Genomic DNA, 20,769 nt, shown 5'->3' on the forward strand with positions numbered 1-20,769 from the left:
ATGTCTTCAACCACTAAAAAAACCATTGATCTCAAAAGAAGCCTGGTTGACGCGATTCTTGCCGGTCTGGTCGCCCTGATTGTGTTCGGCCCGATTGTCGGCGTAGTCCTGGACGGCTACGGCTTCAACATGGAAACGACTCGGGTGGCTTGGATTGTCGCCATCGTCATGGCTGGCCGCTTTGCCCTGGGCCTGTTCCTGCAAACGCCCAAGGGCCTGGAAATTCTTGAAGGCTTCGAAAGCACTGGCTCCGGGGTTCATGTACTGCCACCTGACTACAAGACCCGATTGCGCTGGATCATCCCGCTGGTGATTGTCATCGCCGTGGTGTTCCCGTTTTTTTCCAACTCGTACCTGCTGGGCGTAGTCATCCTTGGGCTGATCTACGTACTGCTGGGCTTGGGGTTGAACATCGTGGTGGGCCTGGCGGGTCTGCTTGACCTCGGTTATGTGGCGTTCTACGCCATCGGTGCCTATGGACTGGCTCTCGGGTATCAATACTTGGGGCTGGGTTTCTGGACAGTGCTGCCATTGGCCGCGATCACGGCGGGGCTGGCCGGCTGCATCCTCGGTTTCCCGGTATTGCGCCTGCACGGTGACTACCTGGCAATCGTGACCCTGGGCTTTGGTGAAATCATCCGGCTGGTCCTCAATAACTGGCTGTCCCTGACCGGCGGCCCGAATGGCATGCCGGCACCACTGCCAACCTTCTTCGGCCTGGAGCTCGGTAAAAGAGCGAAGGACGGCGGCATACCTTTCCATGAGTTTTTCGGCATCGCCTACAACCCGGACGTGAAGTATTACTTCATCTACGCGGTGTTGTTCCTCGTCGTGCTGGCCGTGCTGTACATCAAGCATCGCTTGACCCGCATGCCGGTCGGTCGTGCCTGGGAAGCCCTGCGTGAAGATGAAATCGCCTGCCGCTCAATGGGCCTGAACCACGTTCTGGTCAAACTCTCGGCATTCACCATCGGCGCCTCGACGGCCGGCTTGGCCGGGGTGTTCTTCGCCACTTACCAAGGCTTCGTCAACCCGACATCGTTCACCTTCTTCGAATCGGCCCTGATCCTCGCCATTGTGGTGCTGGGTGGCATGGGCTCGACCATTGGCGTGGTGATTGCGGCCTTCGTGCTGACCGTGGCCCCGGAACTGCTGCGCGGCTTCGCGGAATATCGGGTGCTGCTGTTCGGCATACTGATGGTGTTGATGATGATCTGGCGCCCTCGCGGGCTGATCCGCATCAGCCGCACAGGTGTGACGCCGCGTAAAGGAGTAGCGCCATGAGCGAAGTCGTACTCTCCGTCGAAAACCTGATGATGCAATTTGGTGGGATCAAGGCCCTCAACGACGTCAGCCTGCAAGTCAAACGCAACTCGATCTTCGCCCTGATCGGCCCCAACGGTGCGGGCAAGACTACGGTGTTCAACTGCCTGACCGGGTTCTACAAGGCCACGGGTGGCAAGATCGAACTCAATGTGCGCGGCGAGCGGACCAACGTCATCAAGCTGCTGGGCGAAGCATTTCGCCCGACGGACTTCGTGTCGCCGAAATCCTTCGCCAGCCGGATGTACTACAAGATGTTCGGTGGCACCCATCTGGTGAACCGCGCTGGCCTGGCGCGTACTTTCCAGAACATTCGCCTGTTCAAGGAAATGTCGGTGTTGGAAAACCTGCTGGTGGCTCAGCATATGTGGGTCAATCGCAGTTTGGTGGCGGGCATCCTCAACACCAAGGGCTACCGCAAGGCTGAAAGCGATGCCCTGGACCATGCCTTCTACTGGCTGGAAGTGGTGGACTTGGTGGATTGTGCCAACCGCCTCGCCGGGGAGCTTTCCTACGGCCAGCAACGGCGTCTGGAAATTGCCCGGGCCATGTGCACCCGACCGCAGATCATCTGTCTCGACGAACCGGCCGCCGGCCTCAACCCTCAGGAAACCGAAGCGCTGAGCGCGATGATCCGGCTGCTGCGCGACGAGCACGATCTGACCGTAGTGCTGATCGAACACGACATGGGCATGGTGATGAGCATTTCCGACCACATCGTGGTACTGGACCACGGCACCGTGATCGCCGAGGGCGGTCCTGAGGCGATTCGCAACGATCCGAAAGTGATTGCGGCCTACCTGGGTGCCGACGAAGAGGAGCTGGTATGAGTGGACCTATCCTCGAGCTCAAGGAATTGGACGTGTTCTACGGGCCGATCCAGGCCTTGAAAAAAGTCTCGCTGCACATTGGTGAAGGGGAAACCGTGAGCCTGATCGGCTCCAACGGTGCCGGCAAGTCCACGCTGCTGATGTCGATTTTCGGCCAGCCGCGAGCGGCGGGTGGGCAGATCATTTACCAGGGCGTGGACATCACCCACAAGTCGTCCCATTACATTGCGTCCCACGGTATTGCGCAGTCACCGGAAGGGCGGCGGGTGTTCCCTGACATGACCGTCGAGGAAAACCTGCTGATGGGCACCATTCCCATCGGTGACAAGTACGCCAGCGAAGACATGCAACGCATGTTCGAGCTGTTCCCACGGCTCAAGGAGCGGCGCAACCAGCGGGCCATGACCATGTCCGGCGGCGAGCAGCAAATGCTCGCCATTGCTCGGGCATTGATGAGCCGGCCGAAGTTGTTGCTGCTCGATGAGCCGAGCCTGGGGCTGGCGCCGATCGTGGTGAAACAGATCTTCGCCACCTTGCGTGAACTGGCCTCCACCGGGATGACCATTTTCCTGGTGGAACAGAACGCCAATCACGCCCTCAAGCTGTCGGACCGGGCCTATGTGATGGTCAACGGCGAAATCCGCCTGACCGGCACCGGCAAGGAACTGCTCGCCAACGAGGAGGTGCGCAACGCGTACCTGGGCGGGCATTGAAGCGACTGCGGCAATGAAAAAACCGGCGAGGAATCGCCGGTTTTTTTATCTCTCCAAACCACCACTTTCCCCCTTGTGGGAGCGAGCTTGCTCGCGATAGCGGCGGTTCAGTCAACATCAATGTCGGCTGATCCACCGCTATCGCGAGCAAGCTCGCTCCCACAGGGATTTGTACCGTTTTCAGAATTGTGGACAACAATCCTGAGCCCCTGCGAAACCGCGACATAAAGTCGCCGCAAACAGTTGTTTTGTCACGGTTTTGACTTGTCCCCGTTTGCTGTGGAACTGGCTGTGGGTAACGTGGGAGTGGCTGGCTGCAAGCCTTTGAATACGTGGCTTGCAGGGTTGTGATCGTTTTTTGATCAGGCATTTTTGGTCAAGCGGGAGCGGCTGTTGTCAACACTTTTATGAGCACGGGAATGGGCTCGAAAGACGGTGGGCAAGCCTGTGGATAAGTCTGTGACTAAACTCTGGAAAGACTGCGCTGAGCGCCGTCGTTACTGGCTTGGAGCCATCGCCCATCGCGCACTGGCTTATAGCAGATAACTCGCGCTGCACAACCTCGCTTGCAGGGTCAAGCGAAAAAATTTTCCAAATACCCCGCAAAGCCTTATGCACAGCGGCTTGTGGGGTTTGCACTTGCCCCCGATTACTGTGGACGTGCCTGTGGATAAGGTGCGCGCAACCGGCTGCGGGCCTTGTTGGGCAAGGCCTGGCGGGAATTGGTTGTTTTATGAGCAGCTGTAGGCCAAAAGCTCATGCGCAAGCCTTGCCCCTGGTGTGCCAGGCCGGGCATGCTGTGGACCGATTTCCATTCAATGGCTTTTGAAGTTCAAACAAGGAGAACACGATGTCTGACACCCTGTTTATCACCGGCGCAACGTCTGGTTTTGGTGAGGCCTGTGCCCGTCGTTTTGCCGAGGCCGGTTGGAAACTGGTGCTGACCGGTCGTCGTGAAGAACGCCTCAATGCTCTCTGCGCGGAGTTGTCAAAGCAGACCGAGGTCCATGGCCTGGTCCTTGACGTGCGTGATCGCAAGGCCATGGAAGAGGCCATCGCCAACCTGCCGCCGTCCTTCGCCAAGTTGCGCGGGCTGATCAACAACGCCGGCCTGGCCCTGGGCGTCGACCCGGCACCCAAGTGCGACCTCGATGACTGGGACACCATGGTCGACACCAATGTGAAAGGGCTGCTCTACAGCACCCGCCTGCTGTTGCCGCGCCTGATCGCCCATGGCCGTGGGGCCGGAATCGTCAACCTGGGTTCCATCGCTGGCAACTACCCGTATCCGGGCAGCCATGTGTATGGCGCGAGCAAGGCGTTCGTCAAACAGTTCTCCCTGAACCTGCGTTGCGACCTGCAAGGCACGGGCGTGCGGGTGAGCAACATCGAGCCGGGCCTGTGCGAGAGCGAGTTCTCCCTGGTGCGCTTCGGTGGCGATCAGGAGCGCTACAACGCGACCTACGCCGGGGCCGAGCCGATCCAGCCACAGGACATCGCCGATACGATTTTCTGGGTGCTCAACACGCCGGCACACATCAACATCAACAGCCTGGAGCTGATGCCGGTGAGCCAGACCTGGGCTGGTTTCGCCATTGAGCGCAACAAAACATAAGACCGCGCTATCGTTCATCGCGGGCAAGCCTTGCTCCCACAGGTTTTGATTCATTTCTGGGAAGTAGGGCTGTTCCCACAGGCTTGATCTATCCCTGGGGGGAGCAGGGCTGCTCAAATCCCTGTGGGAGCAAGGCTTGCCCCCGATAGCGGTTTGCCAATCAGCCTAGATAATCGGCCAGCCCGCGATAGCAGGTCAGCAGGTGATACGGCGTGGTGGACGGCATGTCCCGGCGGCTTACCCTGCCGTCGGCGTCCAGGCATTCGTTCCAGCCCTTGGCATGCAGGAAATGCTGCTGCAGCGCCTGCAATTGACGCAGCAACACGCCCTGGTGACCTGGGCGCAATGTGAGTGCCCGCAAGTACTCCGCTTGAGCCCAGATGCGTTGGGTGACATCGCGTGGGCCGGCCTGTGGTTCCAGGGCCAGCATCGCGCAAACGGCGCCGGAGTTCGGATCGACGCCGCGTTGTTCGGTATGGCTGAAGCTGCGCTCCAGGGCGGTGTGCAACTTGCCGTTGCGCAACAGGGGCGATGAGGCCAGCAAGTAATACCATTCGAACTGGTGACCCGGCTCGAACCAGTTATCCACAGCCTTGAGCGGTTTTTCCATCATGACCCGTTGCTGCGGTTCGATGAAATGCTTGGCCATGCCGTCGCACAGGCTCAACAATGCCTGGCGGACGTTGGCGTCGTCGCGGACCGAGAGGGTGGCGAGGAAGGCTTCGGCCAGGTGCATCAAGGGGTTCTGCAGCGGGCCGGAGCCGGTCGTCGACCAATCGCGCTTGAGGCTGGCTTCGTAGAGACCGTCGGTGTTGGCAAAGCGCTGGGCGATGACCTCCAGGCTGGCGTTGAGCACCGACTCCACCAGCGGTTCGCGGACCTTGCCCCAGTAATGGGCGCAGGCGAACAGGATAAAGGCGTGGGTGTAGAGGTCTTTGCCGGTGTCCAGCGGCGCGCCCTGGGGGTCGATGCTGTAGAACCAGCCGCCGTGTTCGGCATCGTGGAAATGACGCTGTAGCGAGCGGAACAGGGCACTGGCCCGATCCTCGGCCTGGGGCACTTCGCCAATCAGGCTGGCGAACACATACAACTGCCGCGCACAGGCCATGGCGCGGTAGCGCTGGGGCGGCAGTGGTGCATGTCCGGCATCCAGTGATTCATAGGGCAGCGCCAGTTCGGCATTCCAGCCCGGGCCTTGCCACATTGGCACGATCACGTCGTGAAAATGCTGACGCACTGTTGCGAACAGGGCGGTCAATTCAGGCTGGGGAGCGGGGCGGGAAGCATCAGGCATGGGCGGACGTCGTCACGGCTGGGGGCGATTGCGCGACATGGTAGCAGAGTGACCGACTCCAGAGAGATGGCGCCTGCAAGTCCGTCATCGCGAGCAAGCTCGCTCCCACAGGGGCCGGTGTACCTCGATCAAGGTGTGAAGCAGGCTCGCTCCCACAGGGGCCGGTGTACCTCGATCAAGGTGTGAAGCAGGCTGGCTCCCACGGGGCCGGTGTACCCCGATCAAACTGTGGGAGCGAGCTTGCTCGCGATAGCGGCCAGGCAGGCGCTAGAGAATCAACTCGCCAACAACCACACCCCAGCTCCCGCCGAAGCAGCCCCAACCAACCTGACCAATGGCGCCGCCGCCCGCGGCAATACCCGCACCAGCGCAAAACCTGCGCCATGCAGCGCCGCCGTGGCCGCGACGAAACCTGCCGCATAGGCCCACGGGCTCGACATGTCTGGCAGTTCCAAGCCATGGGCCACGCCATGGAACAGCGCGAACAGCGCGGTTGCACCGACCGCCAGGCTCAACGGCGGACGCACCGCCAGTGCCACCGCCAGGCCCAGGGCGAGCACCGAGGCAGCGATCCCGCTTTCCAGCGCCGGCAGCTCCAGGCCTTCAAAGCCCAGCAGGCCGCCGAGCAGCATCGTGCCGACGAAGGTGCATGGCAGTGCCCAGCGCGCGGCGCCTTGTTGTTGCGCGGCCCACAGGCCGACCGCCAGCATCGCCAGCAAATGGTCGAGCCCGCCGATGGGGTGGCCGAGGCCGGCGATCAGGCCATTGTCGCCATGGCCGGGGTGGGCGAAGGCCAGGGCCGGGGTCAGCAGCAAGGCGAGGGCGCCGAGGATGCGTTTGAACGTCATGGATAAGCTTCCTTGTTGTCAGTCGGAAAAATCAGGCGGCGCTCAGCAGGCCCTGGCGCTCGATGAAGGCGATGATGTCGTCCAGCCCCTGGCCGGTCTTCTGGTTGCTGAACACGAAAGGCTTGCCGTTGCGCATCCGCCGGGTGTCGCTGTCTATCATCTCCAGGGACGCGCCCACCAGGGGGGCCAAGTCGATTTTGTTGATGACCAGCAGGTCGGATTTGCAAATACCCGGCCCGCCCTTACGCGGCAGCTTGTCGCCGGCCGAGACGTCGATCACATAGATCGTCAGGTCCGACAGCTCCGGGCTGAAGGTCGCCGACAGGTTGTCGCCGCCCGATTCCACCAGGATCAGGTCCAGGCCCGGGAAGCGCCGGTTCAACTGGTCCACCGCCTCAAGGTTGATCGAGGCATCTTCGCGAATCGCCGTGTGCGGGCAGCCGCCGGTCTCCACGCCGATGATCCGCTCGGGCGCCAGGGCTTCGTTGCGCACCAGGAAATCGGCGTCTTCGCGGGTGTAGATGTCGTTGGTGACTACCGCCAGGTTGTAGCGTTCACGTAGAGCCAGGCACAGGGCCAGGGTCAGGGCGGTCTTGCCGGAACCCACCGGACCGCCGATACCGACGCGCAGAGGTTGTGTATTCATGTGTGTCTCCTAGGAACGGAACAGGCGGCTGTACTGGCGCTCATGGGCCATGCACGCCAGGGACAGGCCAAACGCGGCGCTGCCGTAATGATCGGGGTCGATGTTCGAGGCGTTGTGCTGAGCCTGCTGCAACAGGGGCAACAGTTCGCTGGTCAGGCGCTGGGCTGCTTGCTGGCCCAGGGGCAGGGTTTTCATCAGCACCGCCAGTTGGTTTTCCAGCCAACTCCACAGCCAGGCGGCGAGGGCGTCCTGGGGGGCGATCTGCCAGGCGCGGGCGGCCAGGGCCCAGCCCAGTGCCAGATGCGGCTCGCTGCGCTGTTCAAGACTGAGCTGTTCAAGAAAGCCGCGCGCGGCACGGTCAAGCTCCGGCAGACCGACGAGCAATTGCTGCAACGAGTAGCCCATCTGCCGGCTCTCCTGATACAGCTCACGGGTTTCCCGGCTGGCGCGGTGCTCTTGGCAACGTTGCAGCAGCGCGTCCCAATCGTCAGCGGCGGCTGCGGTGCAGTGTGCCAGCAGCAAGGGCGCTTCGAAGCGTGCCAGGTTCAGCAGCAATTGATCGCTGATCCAGCGCCGTGCGTCATCGGGGTTTTTCACTTGGCCATTGTCCACCGCCATCTCCACCCCCTGGGAATAGCTGTAGCCGCCAATCGGCAACTGCGGGCTGGCTAGGCGCAGCAGCGCCCAGGTCGGATTCATGTGCGCACGCCAAACTGATGCAGGCGCGGCGCGTAGTTGAAGTCTTCGTCGCCATGCCGGGAGTGATGATGGCCGCCGCCATAGGCGCCGTGTTCCGGCTGAAACGAGGCCTCGATGGATTCGACGCTGGCGCCCAGTTGCTCGAGCATCGCCTTGAGCACGTAATCGTCCAGCAGGCGCAGCCAGCCATCGCCGACTTGCAGGGCCACGTGGCGATTGCCCAGGTGGTAGGCGGCGCGGGTCAGTTCGAAGGCGTTGGCGCAGGTGACGTGCAGCAATTGTTCGGCACGGGCGCAGACGCGCACGATGCGCCCGTCTTCGGCCTGCAGGCATTCGCCGTCGTACAGCGGCGGCTGGCCTCGCTCCAGGAATAACCCCACGTCTTCACCTTCGGCACTGAAACAGCGCAGACGGCTTTTGCTGCGGGCGTCAAAGGTCAGGTGCAGCTCGGCGTCCCAGCGCGGTTGAGTGTCGATTCTGCGGTGAATCACCAGCATCGGAGTGCTTCCAGCAATGAACGGTGCTGTGTTTAGAGCAAGGGGCTTGCCAATCGAAGGAGGTGTAGGAAATAGCGGGTATGGCGTTTCAGGATGGGGCGGAATGCGTGCCATATCGGTGCGTGTCGAGATATGGCGCACCATTTTGCGACAGGCACAAAAAAGAACTGTGGGAGCGAGCTTGCTCGCGATAGCGGCGGATCAGCCACTATCAATGCCACTGACAGACCGCTATCGCGAGCAAGCTCGCTCCCACAGTGAGTACATTCGGGGTTTATTCGGTACTGCCCAGCCCTTGCCAATGCTTGAGGCCAATAAAGATGAACCGCAGTTGCTGGGTAATCTTCGCCTGGGGCGTTAGGTGCTCGGGGAGGGCTTGGGCGGGTGGGTCGATGATGTCCGGCAGGGTGGCAAACACGCTTTTGACGATGAGGTCGGCCATCACGCCCAGGGCGGCCAGGTCCAGGTGCTGCAGCTTGGGCATCAAGGCCAGGTCGGCGGCCAGGTCCGAGCTGATATCTTCGCGCAATTGGGCGATGGCCTGGCGCACCGGCAGCGAGCCACCATATTGCTCGCGGGCCAGGAACAGGAATTGGGATCGGTTGACCTGCACCACATCGAGAAAGATCCGCACCGACGCATCGATAATGCCGCCCATGACGAACTCGTTGTGGCGGACCAGGCGGATGGTTTCGCGGAAGGTCTGGCCGACTTCGCTGACCAATGCCAGGCCCAGTTGGTCCATGTCCTCGAAGTGCCGGTAGAACCCGGTGGGCACGATGCCCGCCGTCCTGGCGACTTCCCGCAGGCTCAGGCTGCCGAATCCCCGGCCGCATTCCATCAAATGACGGGCTGCGTCCATCAGGGCAATTCGAGTCTGTTGTTTCTGTTCGGCGCGGGGCAGCATCACAAGGCTGACTTCTGATTCACGGGAGCGATGCACTCTAGCAAATCGGCTTTGCCGACGTCGAACGGTAGAGAGGGATCGGGCGGGGGAAACGAGGGGGCTTGGAAAGTCAAAAGCCCGATTGGGGGAATCGGGCTTTTTTCTGGGCCAGCATGGGCTCAGCTCACTGTGCTGTTGCGTTCGATCACACGGTCACCACCGCCTTCGGCCACGGTGTCGCCCATTTTGGTGCGGGAAGAACCGTCTTCGGCGAGGGTCTGGCCTGGAGTGCGGTCGGAACCGTCAGCTGCCAAGGTCTGGCCTGGAGTGCGGTCGGAACCGTCGGCTGCCAAGGTCTGGCCTGGAGTGCGGTCGGAACCGTCGGCTGCCAAGGTCTGGCCTGGAGTGCGGTCGGAACCGTCAGCTGCCAAGGTCTGGCCTGGGGTGCGGTCGGAACCATCAGCTGCAACGGTATCGCTTTGTTTGGTGCGGTCATAACCGTCCTCGACCAGGCCTTTTTGTTCCAGGCGATCGCGACCACCTTCGGCAACAGTCTGGCTGTAGACAGAGTGGTTGTCCTTGACCTGTGGCGTGGCTTGTTCGGACGCTGGCAGTGCGAAGGCAGTAGAGGTCAGCAGTGAAAGGGACAGGCTCATCAGTAATTGGCGTTTCATGATCGTTGCTCCTTGGGAGGGCGATAAAGTGGGTACGAGGGCAATGCTACTCTCGATAAGTCGATATAAAAGTTCATAAACGCAATGGTAATAATCAACGGAATTGATTGTTCGCAGCGAAGGCTCTAGAACGGGGGTTTCAGGGGTGCGCTTTTGCACCGTGGTGGGTATTTTGTACCCATCGCTGCCTCGTAAATGTGCGGGCGCGGTAACAGTTTGTTGGCTGATCGGTCAGGAACCTGGCGTTTTTTTGTGCCGCTCATCGGCACCTGTTGGCGGTTTTACCAGTCCAACCCTTCATGGCGAACCGACTGCAGGTTCGTGTTTTCAGAGGCGTCGCGGTTGCGGACGCTGATTTGTCATCAGGAGCCTCGTGCATGACGCGCACCTCGAAAATCCTCGCCTGGAGCTTTGCCAGCCTTGTTGTCCTGCTGGCGGTGCTGGTCCTGGTCATTGCCTTCTTCGACTGGAACCGCATCAAGCCTGCGCTCAATGCCAAGGTTTCCGAGGAATTGCATCGCCCCTTCGCCATCAACGGCGACCTGGCGGTGGTCTGGCAGCGCGAGCCGGAAGAAGGTGGTTGGCGCGCTTGGTTGCCGTGGCCCCATGTGGTGGCCGAAGACTTGAGCCTGGGTAATCCGGACTGGTCGAAAACCCCGCAAATGGCCACGCTCAAGCGTGTCGAGCTGCGCATTTCGCCGTTGGCCTTGCTGGCCCGGCAAGTGGCGATTCCGCGCATCGACCTGACGGAGCCCAACGCCAATCTGCAACGCCTGGCGGACGGTCGCGCCAACTGGACCTTCCAATTCGATCCAAAAGACCCGGACGCCGAGCCGTCCAGTTGGGTGGTGGACATCGGCGCCATCGGCTTCGACAAGGGGCACGTCACCCTGGACGACCAGACGCTCAAGACCCGACTCGACCTGTTGATCGATCCGTTGGGCAAACCCATTCCGTTCAGCGATATCGTCGGCGACAAGGCCGCGAAAAAAGCCCAGGACCAAGGCGCGACGCCGCAGGACTACGCGTTCGCCTTCAAGGTCAACGGGCAGTATCACGGGCAAAACCTGACCGGCTCCGGCAAGGTCGGTGGCTTGCTGGCCTTGCAGGATGCGTCCCGACCCTTTCCGCTCCAGGCCCAGGCGAAGATCGGCGACACCCGCGTCGAACTGGCCGGCACCCTCACCGACCCGCTGAACCTCGGGGCCCTGGACTTGCGCCTGAAACTGGCCGGCAACAGCCTCGCCAATCTCTACCCGCTGACCGGCGTGACCCTGCCGGATTCACCCCCTTACGCCACCGACGGACGCTTGATTGCCAAGCTGCATGAGCCGGGTGGGGCACTGTTTCACTATGAGGCATTCAACGGCAAGATCGGCGATAGCGATATCCAAGGCGACCTGGCCTATGTCGCCAGCCAGCCGCGGCCGAAACTCAGTGGTGCGCTGGTTTCCAATCAACTGCTGTTCAGCGACCTGGCGCCGCTGATCGGTGCGGACTCCAATGCCGAGCAAAAGGCCCGGGGCGGCGCGAGCAAACAGCCGACCGGCAAGGTCTTGCCCGTGGAAGAGTTTCGCACCGAGCGCTGGAGTGTGATGGACGCCGATGTGGAGTTCACCGGCAAGCGCATCGTCCACAGCGAGCAACTGCCTTTCACCGATCTGTACACTCACCTGGTGCTCAACGATGGGCAGTTGAGCCTTGAGCCCCTGCGCTTCGGCGTGGCCGGTGGCCGGCTCGATGCGCAGATCCGCCTTAACGGGCGCACCCGACCCCTTGAAGGCCAGGCGAAGCTGACGGCGCGAGGGTTCAAGCTCAAGCAACTGTTCCCGGGTTTCGAGCCGATGAAAACCAGCTTCGGCGAGCTCAACGGCGATGCTGACATCACCGGACGCGGCAATTCGGTGGCGGCGTTGCTGGGCACCTCCAACGGCACCCTGAAAATGCTCATCAACGATGGTGCCATCAGTCGGGAATTGATGGAGCTGGCGGGACTGAACGTCGGCAACTACGTGGTGGGGAAAATCTTTGGCGACAAGGAAGTGAAGATCAACTGCGCGGCGGCGGATTTCGACATCAAGACGGGCCTGGCGACCACGCGTCTGTTCGTGTTCGACACCGAGAACGCGATCATCTACATCGACGGCACGGCGAACATGGCGACCGAACAGTTGGACCTGACCGTCACCCCCGAGTCCAAGGGCTGGCGCCTGATTTCCCTGCGCTCGCCGTTGTACGTGCGCGGCCCGTTCGCCAAGCCCGCCGCGGGGGTCAAGGCCGTGCCCCTGATGTTGCGCGGTGCCGGGATGGTGGCGTTGGGCGTGATCGCCGCGCCGGCGGCCGGGTTGCTGGCGCTGGTGGCGCCCAGCGGCGGTGAGCCGAACCAGTGTGCGCCGCTGCTGGAGCAGATGAAGGCGGGCAAGGCGCCGGTGACGGTCAAGCCTACCCGGTAGCCGGATTGTGCGGTGAGGCGACTGGCCTCATCGCGAGCAAGCTCGCTCCCACAGGGAATTTGCAGCGCTCGGCCCCTTGTGGGAGCGAGCTTGCTCGCGATGGGGACCTAAAGGCTCTTACAGATCGGCCAGGATATCGGCCATGTCATCGGCATGCTCTCTTCTTCCTGGGCCAGGATGTCTTCGAAGATGCGCCGGGTGGTCGGGTCTTTTTCGCCGATGTACTGGATGATTTCCCGGTAGCTGTCGATGGCGATCCGTTCGGCCACCAGGTCCTCGTACACCATTTCCTTGAGGGTGTTGCCTGCGACGTACTGGGCGTGGGAATTGCGGGTCAGCAGGTCGGGGTTGAATTCCGGCTCACCGCCCAACTGCACGATGCGCTCGGCGAGTTTGTCGGCGTGTTCGGCTTCCTGGTTCGCGTGCTCGAGAAACTCACTGGCCGCCACGCTGGCCTTGAGGCCGGAGGCCATGAAGTAGTGACGCTTGTAGCGCAGCACGCAGACCAGCTCGGTGGCCAGCGCTTCGTTGAGCAGGCGGATGACTTCCTGCCGATCGGCGCCGTAGCCTTCGGTCACTGCGCCGTTCTGCACGTTCTGCCGTGCCCGTTCGCGCAGGGTGGTTACATCGGATAAGTGCATGTCGCTCATCTCGTTCTCCTGGAGGCTGATCCGGTTGAGGCGTCACGCTCTGCTGGCGCGATCACTTTAAATCTGAGTGACGCGGTCTTGAAAAAGTTTTACCGAATTTTTCAGCGCATAACCGGACAGCCGCGCTTCCTCCCCCAGCCACTGGAAGAAGGCCCGTACCGGTGGATGGCGTTCGCGGCCCGGGACGCACAGGGCGCTGTAGCCGGCGCCGCTCACCTGGACGTCCGGGCGATAGCCCACCAACAAGCCGCTGGCGATGCTTTCCGATGCCAGGATATTGCTCGCCAACACCAGGCCCTGCCCGGCAATCGCCGCTTGCAAGGCGTAATGCTCCTCGTCGTACTCGCGCATGCACGGCTGCCGGGTGAGCCAGGTTTCCCCGGCCTGGGCACACCAGGCGTCCCAACCGTGGGCGTACAGCTTGGAGTTGTGCCAGCGCACGCTGATCAGCGTTGGTGGCTGCCGGGTCGCCAGGGCCACCTGCTCAGGCGAACCGTAGACCCCGAAACTTTCATCGAACAGGCACATGCCGTACAGGTTTGGGTAGGCGTCCAGGCTGTAGCGCACCACCAGGTCGACGCTGGCGTCCTGATGCAGGTCGATCACCTCGCAATGGGTGTCCAGGCGCACGTTGATGTTCGGGTGACGTGCATAAAAGCGCCCCAGGCGAGGCACCAGCCACAGGGCGGCAAACGCGGCGGTGGTGGACAGGGTCAGGTGGGTGGTACTGCGTTGCGGGCGCAGGGTGTCGACGCTTTGCGCCACTTCCAGCAAGGCTCCGTGCAGGCTATGGAACAAGCGTTGCCCGCCTTCGGTGAGGCGCACCTGGCGTGGCAGGCGTTCGAACAGCATCAGCCCTAGCCAGCTCTCCAAGGATCGAATCTGGTGGGAGACCGCCGTCGGCGTCACCGATAACTCCGCCGCGGCCGCCTTGAAACTGAGCAGCCGCGCGGCGGATTCGAAGGCGCGCAGAGCGTTGAGCGGCAGGTTGGCGAACATTTTAATTCTCCTGGAACGCAATGGATGAAATTAACTCATCCAGATTAACTAACGCTCATTTGTCTGTAAGCAGCTCTGAACTTCAAGCTGCAAGGCACAAGCAATGTCGATTGTAGCCGCATAAAAGGAGATTCAGATGAGCAAGATTCTTGTGGTGCATGGCAGTCCCCGTGGCGAGCGTTCCCATTCCCGGCGCCTGGCCGAGGCCTTTGTCTCGGCGTGGCAGGTCGCCCACCCGCAACCCCAAGTGACCCGTCGCGAAGTCGGACGCACGGTCATTGCGCCGGTCAACGAAGCCTTTATCGCCGCGGCGTTCTACCCCGAGCCTCAGGCTCGACCGTTGATCATGCAAGCGGACCTGGCCCTGAGCGATGCCTTGGTCGCGGAGCTGCAAGCCCATGATCGACTGGTGATCTCCGCGCCCATGCACAATTTCAGCGTGCCCAGCGGTGTGAAGGCCTGGATCGACCAGATCGTGCGCATCGGGCTGACGTTCAACCACAGCCTGGACAACGGCGTGTCGCACTACGAGCCGCTGGTGCTGGGCAAGAAGGCGCTGATCGTGACCAGCCGTGGCGATTTCGGTTTCGGGCCGGGCGGACCGCTGGAGAGCATGAACCACGCCGACACGCTGTTGCGCACTGTATTGGGGTTCATCGGCATCACTGATGTGACGGTGGTGGCGGCCGAAGGCGAAGAGTCGGCCGAGCGCAGCTTTGCGTTGTCCTGTGCCGAGGCCGAGGAGCGCTTGCTGGCACTGGCACGGTCTTTCTGAGAAGGGCTGCGGCGCAGCCCAGCGGGAGCAAGCTCCCTCGCCACGGATTCGTACGGGTGTCATAGACTGGTCATCATCGGTACCGATGCTGATCACCTCTTGATCACAAGGATGTCGCCATGTCGCAACGCTGCGCCACTCGTTACCCGCTGGTGCTGGTCCCGGGCATGTTCGGGTTCATACGCCTGGTGCTGTATCCGTACTGGTATGGGATCGTCTCGGCGTTGCGTCGCGGTGGGGCCGTGGTGGTGGCGGTGAAGGTTTCGCCGTTGCATTCGTCCGAGGTGCGCGGCGAGCAATTGCTGGCACTGATCGACGACATACTGCGGCAAACCGGTGCGCAGAAGGTCAACCTGATTGGCCACAGCCAGGGCAGCCTCACCGCCCGCTATGCGGCCGCCAAACGCCCGGACCTGGTGGCGTCGGTCACGTCGGTGGCCGGCCCCAACCATGGCTCCGAACTGGCCGATTACCTCCAGGCCCACTACCCGGCCGACAGCGCCAAGGGACGTGTGCTCAGTGTCGCGCTGCGCTTGATCAACGCCCTGATGAGCCTGCTGGACATCGGCTATCGCGGGCCAAAGCTGCCGGTCAACCTCAATGCCTCCCATGCCTCCCTGACCACCGCCGGAGTGACGCTGTTCAATCAACGTTATCCACAGGGCCTGCCGGTCACCTGGGGCGGGCGGGGGCCGGAAGAGGTCAATGGCGTGCGCTATTACTCCTGGTCCGGCACCTTGCAGCCGGGCAAGACCGATAAAGGGCGCAACCTGTTCGACGGCACCAACCGCACTTGCCGTCTATTTGCCCGCACCTTTGTCAGGGAAGCGGGGCAGTGCGACGGTTTGGTCGGGCGCTACAGCTCACACCTGGGCATGGTTATCGGCGATGACTATCCGCTGGATCACTTCGACATCGTCAATCAGTCGCTAGGGCTGGTGGGCAAGGGGGCCGAGCCGATCCGGTTGTTTGTCGAGCATGCCGAGCGGTTGAAGGCGGCGGGGGTGTAACCGGTTGGACCGCGTTATCGTTCATCGCGAGCAAGCTCGCTCCCACAGTGGATTTGCAGTGCTCGGTCCATTGTGGGAGCGAGCTTGCTCGCGATGGCGTCAGCCAGGGCGCCGCCGGTTTACCACTGAACACAGATGAAGGTGTAACAGGCTTTGTCTACACTGCACCTCATCGCCGCACCCTCGTGCGGCAGCGAGGAGAAACACCATGAAGATGCTTCGTGTGCCTTTGTTGATGATCGGTTTGCTGCTGTGTTCCCAGGGCTTCGCCGCGACGGCACAGCAGACCAAGATGACCACCTGCAACGCCGACGCCACCGCCAAGGCGCTCAAGGGCGACGAGCGCAAGGCGTTCATGAGCACTTGCCTCAAGGCTGCACCGAGCACCCCGCAGGAACGCATGAAGAGCTGCAACGCCACGGCCACCGAGCAGGCGCTGAAGGGTGATGCCCGCAAGGCGTTCATGAGTGAGTGCCTGAAGAAGAAATAAGTGTTGAATCCATGGGCCCTATCGCGAGCAAGCTCGCTCCCACAGTGGATCTGTATTGCCCGGTCCAGGGTGGGAGCGAGCTTGCCCGCGATGGGGCCGGCGCAAAAGTTACAAAAAACCCCTGAACTGCGACCAAGGTCGGCCGACACAATCCCTAGTGCTGCCAGCGGATCGCTGGCAGACTGCCGATCCTTTCACGCCGTTTTGTCCTGAGGCTGTATGCCAACGTTTTCTCAGCGTCATGTGTTGTTGGTGATCAGTTGGGTGATCATTTTTGGTGGGTTGTTGCTGGTGCTCCCGCTGCGCCTGTTGCCGAGCCTGCTGGCCGGGCTGTTGGTGTTCGAGCTGGTCAACATGCTCACCCCGCAGTTGCAGCGCCTGATCGAAGGTCGCCGCGCCCGCTGGCTGGCGGTGGCGTTACTGGGCACGCTGGTGGTCAGTGTGCTAACGCTGATCTTCGCCGGCGCCTTCAGTTTCCTGCTCCATGAGGCGGAAAACCCCGGGGCCTCCCTGGACAAGTTCATGGCGGTGGTCGATCGCGCCCGTGGGCAATTGCCGCCGTTCATCGACGCCTACCTGCCGGCCAGCGCCGCCGAGTTCCGGGTGGCGATCGGTGACTGGGTGAGCAAGCACCTGAGCGACCTGCAACTGGTGGGCAAGGACGCGGCCCACATGTTCGTGACGCTGCTGATCGGCATGGTGCTGGGGGCCATCGTTGCCCTGCAGCGCATTCCCGACCTGACCAAGCGCAAGCCCCTGGCCGCCGCGCTGTTCGATCGCCTGAACCTGCTGGTCAAGGCGTTTCGCAACATCGTCTTCGCTCAAATCAAGATTTCCCTGCTCAACACCTTCTTCACCGGGATTTTCCTCGCGGTGGTGCTGCCGCTGTTCGGTATTCATCTCCCGTTGACCAAGACCCTGATCGTGATGACCTTCCTGCTGGGGCTGCTGCCGGTCATCGGCAACCTGATGTCCAACACGCTGATCACCATCGTTGCCCTGTCGTTGTCGATCTGGGTGGCGGTGGCGGCGCTGGGTTACCTGATCGTGATCCACAAGCTCGAGTACTTTCTCAATGCCCGCATCGTCGGTGGGCAGATCAGCGCCAAGTCCTGGGAACTGCTCATGGCAATGCTGGTGTTCGAAGCCGCGTTCGGCCTGCCGGGGGTGGTGGCGGGGCCGATTTATTATGCGTATCTCAAGAGTGAGTTGAAGCAGGTGGGGATGGTCTGATCCGATAGTGATGGTGACTGATCTGGCGCCATCGTGAGCAAGCTTGCTCCCACAGTTGAGCGCATTCCTTCTGAAGGAACTCGGTTAACTGTGGGAGCGAGCCTGCTCGCGATTCACGCGCCTCGGTCCTGGATCAGACCTGGCTCCCATAGCGCTTCATCGCCTCAATCGCCAACCCACTGCCAATACTGCCGAAGATATTGCCTTCCACATGCCGCGCCTGGGGCAGCATCGCCGAGACGCTGTTGCGCAATGCCGGAATGCCGCTGGAACCGCCGGTGAAGAACACCGTGTCGACCTGATCGACCCGCACGTTGGCATCGTTGAGCAACTGCGTGACGCTGCCGCGCACCCGCTCCAGCAAGCCGTCGATGGCCGTTTCGAACAGGGCCCGGCTCAGATCCACGCTCAGGCCGGGCTCGATCCGGTCCAGGAGCAAATGACGCTGGTCGGTGTGGGTCAGCGCGATCTTGGTTTCTTCCACTTCCATCGCCAGCCAATGCCCGGCGCGCTGTTCGATCAGCTTGAACAGCCGATCGATGCCGCCGGTGTCTTCGATGTCGTAGCGCATGCTGCCCAAGGCCAGGGTGGACTTTTGCGAGTACACCGCGTTGATGGTGTGCCAGGTCGCCAGGTTCATGTGGTGGCTGGTGGGCATGTAGGCACCGCTTTTCATGCGGCTGCCGTAACCGAACAGTGGCATCAGACCGGCCAGGGAGAGTTGCTTGTCGAAATCGGTCCCGCCGATGTGCACGCCACCGGTGGCGAGGATGTCGGCGTGGCGGTTGTCGTGGGTGCGACGCTCGGGGGACAGGCGCACCAGGGAGAAGTCCGAGGTACCGCCGCCGATGTCGACGATCAGCACCAGCTCTTCTTTCTCGATGGTCGATTCATAATCGAAGGCCGCCGCGATGGGCTCGTACTGGAACGAAACCTCCTTGAAGCCGATGGCGCGGGCCACGTCCACCAGGGTGTTTTCCGCTTCCTGGTCGGCCATTTCATCGTCATCGACGAAAAATACCGGACGCCCCAGTACCACTTCTTCGAATTCCCGACCGGCGGTGGCTTCGGCACGTTGCTTCAACTGGCCGATGAACAGCCCCAGCAGATCCTTGAACGGCATCGCCGTGCCCAACACGCTAGTGTCGTGCTTGATCAGCTTGGAGCCCAGCAGGCTCTTGAGCGAGCGCATCAACCGGCCTTCGTAGCCTTCCAGGTATTCGTGCAAGGCCAGGCGGCCATACACCGGGCGGCGTTCCTCCAGATTGAAAAAGACCACCGAGGGCAGGGTGATCTTGTCGTCCTCCAGCGCGATCAACGTTTCCATGCCGGGGCGCAGCCAGCCGACGGTGGAGTTGGACGTGCCAAAGTCGATACCGCAGGCACGGGCCGGGGATGCGTTTTTCATGTCTTTCAGGTTCCAGTTGAAAAAACGGCCGCGCAGTGTATGTCAGTGCGGCGCGGATTCGAAGGCCGGTTATCTGCTAATTCTCGAACGCAGGCCTTGAAAGACACTCTTATACCCCCAAACTTGCAGGCATAGCCTGGCAGCCACAGGGCGGACACAAGAACCGCCACCCGCTGCCGATAAACTTCTGACGTGCCGCCCGGTCCCAATCTTGAGGTCGGTCAACCCGCTGTCCGGTCATCCGGGCATGCTGTGCGTGGCGGTGCGACATCGATAACGGATGGTGATGCTTAGATGGACTTCAAAGACTATTACAAGATCCTGGGTGTTGAGCCAACGGCGGACGACAGCACGATCAAGGCTGCCTACCGCAAGCTGGCGCGCAAGTACCACCCGGATGTGAGCAAGGAAAAGGACGCCGAGACCAAGTTCAAGGACGTCTCCGAAGCCTATGAAGCGCTGAAAAGCGCCGACAAGCGCGCCGAGTACGACGACTTGCGCCGCTACGGCCAACATGGCCAGCCGTTCCAGGGCCCGCCGGGTTGGCAGAGCCGTGGCGGTTTTGGCGGCCAGGACACGGGGGATTTCTCGGACTTCTTCAGTTCGATTTTCGGTAATCGCGGCCCGGGTTTCGGCGGCGGACAGTCAGGTCGCAGCGCCGGCCGTCGAGGGCAAGACGTGGAAATGGAATTACCGATCTTCCTGGAAGAAACCCTGTCGAACGAGTCGAAGAAAGTCACGTTCCAGGTGCCGCAATACAACGCGGCCGGCCAGCACGTGAGCAACACCAGCAAGAGCCTGAACGTGAAGATCCCGCTGGGCGTGACCGACGGCGAACGCATTCGCCTCAAGGGCCAGGGCGCGCCGGGTGTCGGTGGCGGCGCCAACGGCGACTTGTACCTGACCATTCATTCGTTTCGCCCCGCACCCCAAATTCGACGTCGAAGGCCAGGACCTGATCATCACCTTGCCCCTGGCCCCGTGGGAATTGGCGCTGGGCACCGAAGTGGCGGTGCCGACCCTTACCGGCAAGATCAACCTCAAGGTTCCGGCCGGCAGCCAGAACGGCCAGCGCATGCGCGCCAAGGGCCACGGCCTGCGCAACAAGGCCGGCGAGCGCGGCTACCTGTTCGTGCAACTCAAGGCCGTGATGCCCAAGGCTAGCGACGAAGCGGTCAAGGCGCTGTGGGCGGAACTGGCGAAGAAAGCGGCGTTCGATCCGCGGGAGAATTTCTGACCTCATTACATGTGGGAGCAAGGCTTGCCCGCGATGAATGCAACTCGATTTCCCAGGAATTGAGACACCTCTGTCGCGAGCAAGCTTTGCTCCCACAGATCCCCTCGCCACAGGTGTCTGTGTTCACATGGGCAGGCGGGACTAGACTCGACAGTTGAAGCATTGGGAGAAGCAGACCATGAACAACCCGATCATTGAACTGAACCTGCTGGAATTCTGTGAAGCCGCCGCATTGGCCGATGTCCATGTGATCGAAATCGTCGAGCATGGCATCCTCGAACCCCACGGCGCGGCCCCGACGGATTGGCGGTTTACCGATTACGAGCTGGCCCTGGCCAAGCGTGCCGCGAAGCTGCGGCACGACCTGGACCTGGAGTGGGAAGGCGTCGCCCTGGCGCTGGACCTGCTGGAGGAAGTTCAAGAACTGCGAGCCGAGAACCGTCGGCTACGTCAGCAACTGGGCCGCTGGGTGGACTGACAGGACTGCCG

Annotated in this window: 19 protein-coding genes and 2 pseudogenes; 11 read left to right on the forward strand and 10 right to left on the reverse strand. The window is 61.7% G+C overall.

Annotation, left to right across the window (positions count from 1 at the left end):
• The 4 genes from livM to PSH84_RS07630 all read left to right on the forward strand — a co-directional run bounded on the left by livM (nt 1) and on the right by PSH84_RS07630 (nt 4,481).
• Nucleotides 1-1,284 carry a high-affinity branched-chain amino acid ABC transporter permease LivM gene (livM, locus tag PSH84_RS07615; RefSeq protein WP_122567283.1) on the forward strand — a complete coding sequence of 428 codons (1,284 nt, stop codon included), beginning with the start codon at nt 1-3 and terminating at the stop codon, nt 1,282-1,284.
• Nucleotides 1,281-2,153 (forward strand): ABC transporter ATP-binding protein, encoded by an 873-nt coding sequence (locus PSH84_RS07620; RefSeq protein WP_122567282.1) that lies wholly within the window; start codon nt 1,281-1,283, stop codon nt 2,151-2,153. Before livM ends, PSH84_RS07620 begins: the two co-directional genes overlap by 4 nt.
• Nucleotides 2,150-2,866, forward strand: a complete 717-nt coding sequence (locus tag PSH84_RS07625) for an ABC transporter ATP-binding protein (protein ID WP_122567281.1) — start codon at nt 2,150-2,152, stop codon at nt 2,864-2,866. The genes PSH84_RS07620 and PSH84_RS07625 overlap by 4 nt, the downstream gene beginning before the upstream one ends.
• 850 nt (nt 2,867-3,716) lie before the next feature.
• Nucleotides 3,717-4,481 carry an SDR family oxidoreductase gene (locus tag PSH84_RS07630; RefSeq protein ID WP_095963256.1) on the forward strand — a complete coding sequence of 255 codons (765 nt, stop codon included), beginning with the start codon at nt 3,717-3,719 and terminating at the stop codon, nt 4,479-4,481.
• 160 nt (nt 4,482-4,641) lie between these two features.
• Here PSH84_RS07630 and PSH84_RS07635 read toward each other — a convergent pair whose 3' ends face one another.
• From PSH84_RS07635 to PSH84_RS07665, 7 genes are all read right to left on the reverse strand, one after another.
• Nucleotides 4,642-5,775, reverse strand: a complete 1,134-nt coding sequence (locus tag PSH84_RS07635) for an AGE family epimerase/isomerase (protein WP_122567279.1) — start codon at nt 5,773-5,775, stop codon at nt 4,642-4,644.
• Nucleotides 5,776-6,050: 275 nt separating this feature from the next.
• Nucleotides 6,051-6,623: a HupE/UreJ family protein gene (locus tag PSH84_RS07640; protein ID WP_305482492.1), complete on the reverse strand. Its 573-nt coding sequence runs from the start codon at nt 6,621-6,623 to the stop codon at nt 6,051-6,053.
• A gap of 31 nt (nt 6,624-6,654) precedes the next feature.
• On the reverse strand, nt 6,655-7,269 hold the full coding sequence (gene ureG, locus PSH84_RS07645) for an urease accessory protein UreG (RefSeq protein WP_305482494.1): 615 nt from the start codon (nt 7,267-7,269) through the stop codon (nt 6,655-6,657).
• 9 nt (nt 7,270-7,278) lie between these two features.
• On the reverse strand, nt 7,279-7,968 hold the full coding sequence (locus tag PSH84_RS07650) for an urease accessory protein UreF (RefSeq protein ID WP_305482496.1): 690 nt from the start codon (nt 7,966-7,968) through the stop codon (nt 7,279-7,281).
• A complete protein-coding gene (gene ureE / locus PSH84_RS07655) occupies nt 7,965-8,465 on the reverse strand; it encodes an urease accessory protein UreE (protein ID WP_305469494.1) in 501 nt (166 codons plus the stop codon). The genes PSH84_RS07650 and ureE overlap by 4 nt, the downstream gene beginning before the upstream one ends.
• Nucleotides 8,466-8,739: 274 nt before the next feature.
• Complete coding sequence (locus PSH84_RS07660) at nt 8,740-9,372, reverse strand: TetR family transcriptional regulator (RefSeq protein ID WP_122567276.1); 633 nt, start codon at nt 9,370-9,372, stop codon at nt 8,740-8,742.
• 158 nt (nt 9,373-9,530) lie between these two features.
• A complete protein-coding gene (locus tag PSH84_RS07665; protein WP_305469496.1) occupies nt 9,531-10,025 on the reverse strand; it encodes a hypothetical protein in 495 nt (164 codons plus the stop codon).
• A 377-nt stretch (nt 10,026-10,402) separates the two neighbouring features.
• Between PSH84_RS07665 and PSH84_RS07670 the strand changes: the two genes are divergently transcribed.
• Nucleotides 10,403-12,478 (forward strand): AsmA family protein, encoded by a 2,076-nt coding sequence (locus PSH84_RS07670; RefSeq protein WP_305469498.1) that lies wholly within the window; start codon nt 10,403-10,405, stop codon nt 12,476-12,478.
• Nucleotides 12,479-12,595: 117 nt separating this feature from the next.
• On the opposite strand, the pseudogene PSH84_RS07675 reads toward PSH84_RS07670, so the two are convergent.
• A pseudogene (locus PSH84_RS07675) lies at nt 12,596-13,128 on the reverse strand (ferritin-like domain-containing protein).
• Between the two features lie 57 nt (nt 13,129-13,185).
• Nucleotides 13,186-14,127 carry a LysR substrate-binding domain-containing protein gene (locus tag PSH84_RS07680; RefSeq protein WP_122567273.1) on the reverse strand — a complete coding sequence of 314 codons (942 nt, stop codon included), beginning with the start codon at nt 14,125-14,127 and terminating at the stop codon, nt 13,186-13,188.
• A gap of 136 nt (nt 14,128-14,263) precedes the next feature.
• Between PSH84_RS07680 and PSH84_RS07685 the strand changes: the two genes are divergently transcribed.
• The 4 genes from PSH84_RS07685 to PSH84_RS07700 all read left to right on the forward strand — a co-directional run bounded on the left by PSH84_RS07685 (nt 14,264) and on the right by PSH84_RS07700 (nt 17,635).
• A complete protein-coding gene (locus PSH84_RS07685; protein ID WP_122567272.1) occupies nt 14,264-14,902 on the forward strand; it encodes an FMN-dependent NADH-azoreductase in 639 nt (212 codons plus the stop codon).
• Nucleotides 14,903-15,021: 119 nt separating this feature from the next.
• Nucleotides 15,022-15,912 (forward strand): lipase family alpha/beta hydrolase, encoded by an 891-nt coding sequence (locus PSH84_RS07690; RefSeq protein ID WP_122567271.1) that lies wholly within the window; start codon nt 15,022-15,024, stop codon nt 15,910-15,912.
• Nucleotides 15,913-16,120: 208 nt separating this feature from the next.
• On the forward strand, nt 16,121-16,402 hold the full coding sequence (locus PSH84_RS07695) for a PsiF family protein (RefSeq protein WP_122567270.1): 282 nt from the start codon (nt 16,121-16,123) through the stop codon (nt 16,400-16,402).
• Nucleotides 16,403-16,621: 219 nt separating this feature from the next.
• A complete protein-coding gene (locus tag PSH84_RS07700; protein ID WP_092171427.1) occupies nt 16,622-17,635 on the forward strand; it encodes an AI-2E family transporter in 1,014 nt (337 codons plus the stop codon).
• Between the two features lie 133 nt (nt 17,636-17,768).
• On the opposite strand, the gene PSH84_RS07705 is transcribed toward PSH84_RS07700, so the two are convergent.
• Complete coding sequence (locus PSH84_RS07705) at nt 17,769-19,043, reverse strand: Hsp70 family protein (RefSeq protein WP_305469502.1); 1,275 nt, start codon at nt 19,041-19,043, stop codon at nt 17,769-17,771.
• Between the two features lie 294 nt (nt 19,044-19,337).
• Here PSH84_RS07705 and PSH84_RS07710 point away from each other — a divergent pair.
• Both PSH84_RS07710 and PSH84_RS07715 read left to right on the forward strand, forming a co-directional pair.
• Nucleotides 19,338-20,280: pseudogene (locus PSH84_RS07710) on the forward strand (DnaJ C-terminal domain-containing protein).
• A gap of 178 nt (nt 20,281-20,458) precedes the next feature.
• Nucleotides 20,459-20,758 (forward strand): chaperone modulator CbpM, encoded by a 300-nt coding sequence (locus tag PSH84_RS07715; RefSeq protein WP_305469505.1) that lies wholly within the window; start codon nt 20,459-20,461, stop codon nt 20,756-20,758.
• Nucleotides 20,759-20,769: the final 11 nt, after the last annotated feature.

The organism is Pseudomonas beijingensis, from assembly GCF_030687295.1.
GTDB lineage: Bacteria > Pseudomonadota > Gammaproteobacteria > Pseudomonadales > Pseudomonadaceae > Aquipseudomonas > Aquipseudomonas beijingensis.

What these genes read in the sequence shown, in the direction of transcription:
- livM (WP_122567283.1), top strand. Translation starts at nt 1, where the DNA reads ATGTCTTCAACCACTAAAAAAACCATTGATCTCAAAAGAAGCCTGGTT.
- PSH84_RS07620 (WP_122567282.1), top strand. Translation starts at nt 1,281, where the DNA reads ATGAGCGAAGTCGTACTCTCCGTCGAAAACCTGATGATGCAATTTGGT.
- PSH84_RS07625 (WP_122567281.1), top strand. Translation starts at nt 2,150, where the DNA reads ATGAGTGGACCTATCCTCGAGCTCAAGGAATTGGACGTGTTCTACGGG.
- PSH84_RS07630 (WP_095963256.1), top strand. Translation starts at nt 3,717, where the DNA reads ATGTCTGACACCCTGTTTATCACCGGCGCAACGTCTGGTTTTGGTGAG.
- PSH84_RS07635 (WP_122567279.1), bottom strand. Translation starts at nt 5,775, where the DNA reads ATGCCTGATGCTTCCCGCCCCGCTCCCCAGCCTGAATTGACCGCCCTG.
- PSH84_RS07640 (WP_305482492.1), bottom strand. Translation starts at nt 6,623, where the DNA reads ATGACGTTCAAACGCATCCTCGGCGCCCTCGCCTTGCTGCTGACCCCG.
- ureG (WP_305482494.1), bottom strand. Translation starts at nt 7,269, where the DNA reads ATGAATACACAACCTCTGCGCGTCGGTATCGGCGGTCCGGTGGGTTCC.
- PSH84_RS07650 (WP_305482496.1), bottom strand. Translation starts at nt 7,968, where the DNA reads ATGAATCCGACCTGGGCGCTGCTGCGCCTAGCCAGCCCGCAGTTGCCG.
- ureE (WP_305469494.1), bottom strand. Translation starts at nt 8,465, where the DNA reads ATGCTGGTGATTCACCGCAGAATCGACACTCAACCGCGCTGGGACGCC.
- PSH84_RS07660 (WP_122567276.1), bottom strand. Translation starts at nt 9,372, where the DNA reads ATGCTGCCCCGCGCCGAACAGAAACAACAGACTCGAATTGCCCTGATG.
- PSH84_RS07665 (WP_305469496.1), bottom strand. Translation starts at nt 10,025, where the DNA reads ATGAAACGCCAATTACTGATGAGCCTGTCCCTTTCACTGCTGACCTCT.
- PSH84_RS07670 (WP_305469498.1), top strand. Translation starts at nt 10,403, where the DNA reads ATGACGCGCACCTCGAAAATCCTCGCCTGGAGCTTTGCCAGCCTTGTT.
- PSH84_RS07680 (WP_122567273.1), bottom strand. Translation starts at nt 14,127, where the DNA reads ATGTTCGCCAACCTGCCGCTCAACGCTCTGCGCGCCTTCGAATCCGCC.
- PSH84_RS07685 (WP_122567272.1), top strand. Translation starts at nt 14,264, where the DNA reads ATGAGCAAGATTCTTGTGGTGCATGGCAGTCCCCGTGGCGAGCGTTCC.
- PSH84_RS07690 (WP_122567271.1), top strand. Translation starts at nt 15,022, where the DNA reads ATGTCGCAACGCTGCGCCACTCGTTACCCGCTGGTGCTGGTCCCGGGC.
- PSH84_RS07695 (WP_122567270.1), top strand. Translation starts at nt 16,121, where the DNA reads ATGAAGATGCTTCGTGTGCCTTTGTTGATGATCGGTTTGCTGCTGTGT.
- PSH84_RS07700 (WP_092171427.1), top strand. Translation starts at nt 16,622, where the DNA reads ATGCCAACGTTTTCTCAGCGTCATGTGTTGTTGGTGATCAGTTGGGTG.
- PSH84_RS07705 (WP_305469502.1), bottom strand. Translation starts at nt 19,043, where the DNA reads ATGAAAAACGCATCCCCGGCCCGTGCCTGCGGTATCGACTTTGGCACG.
- PSH84_RS07715 (WP_305469505.1), top strand. Translation starts at nt 20,459, where the DNA reads ATGAACAACCCGATCATTGAACTGAACCTGCTGGAATTCTGTGAAGCC.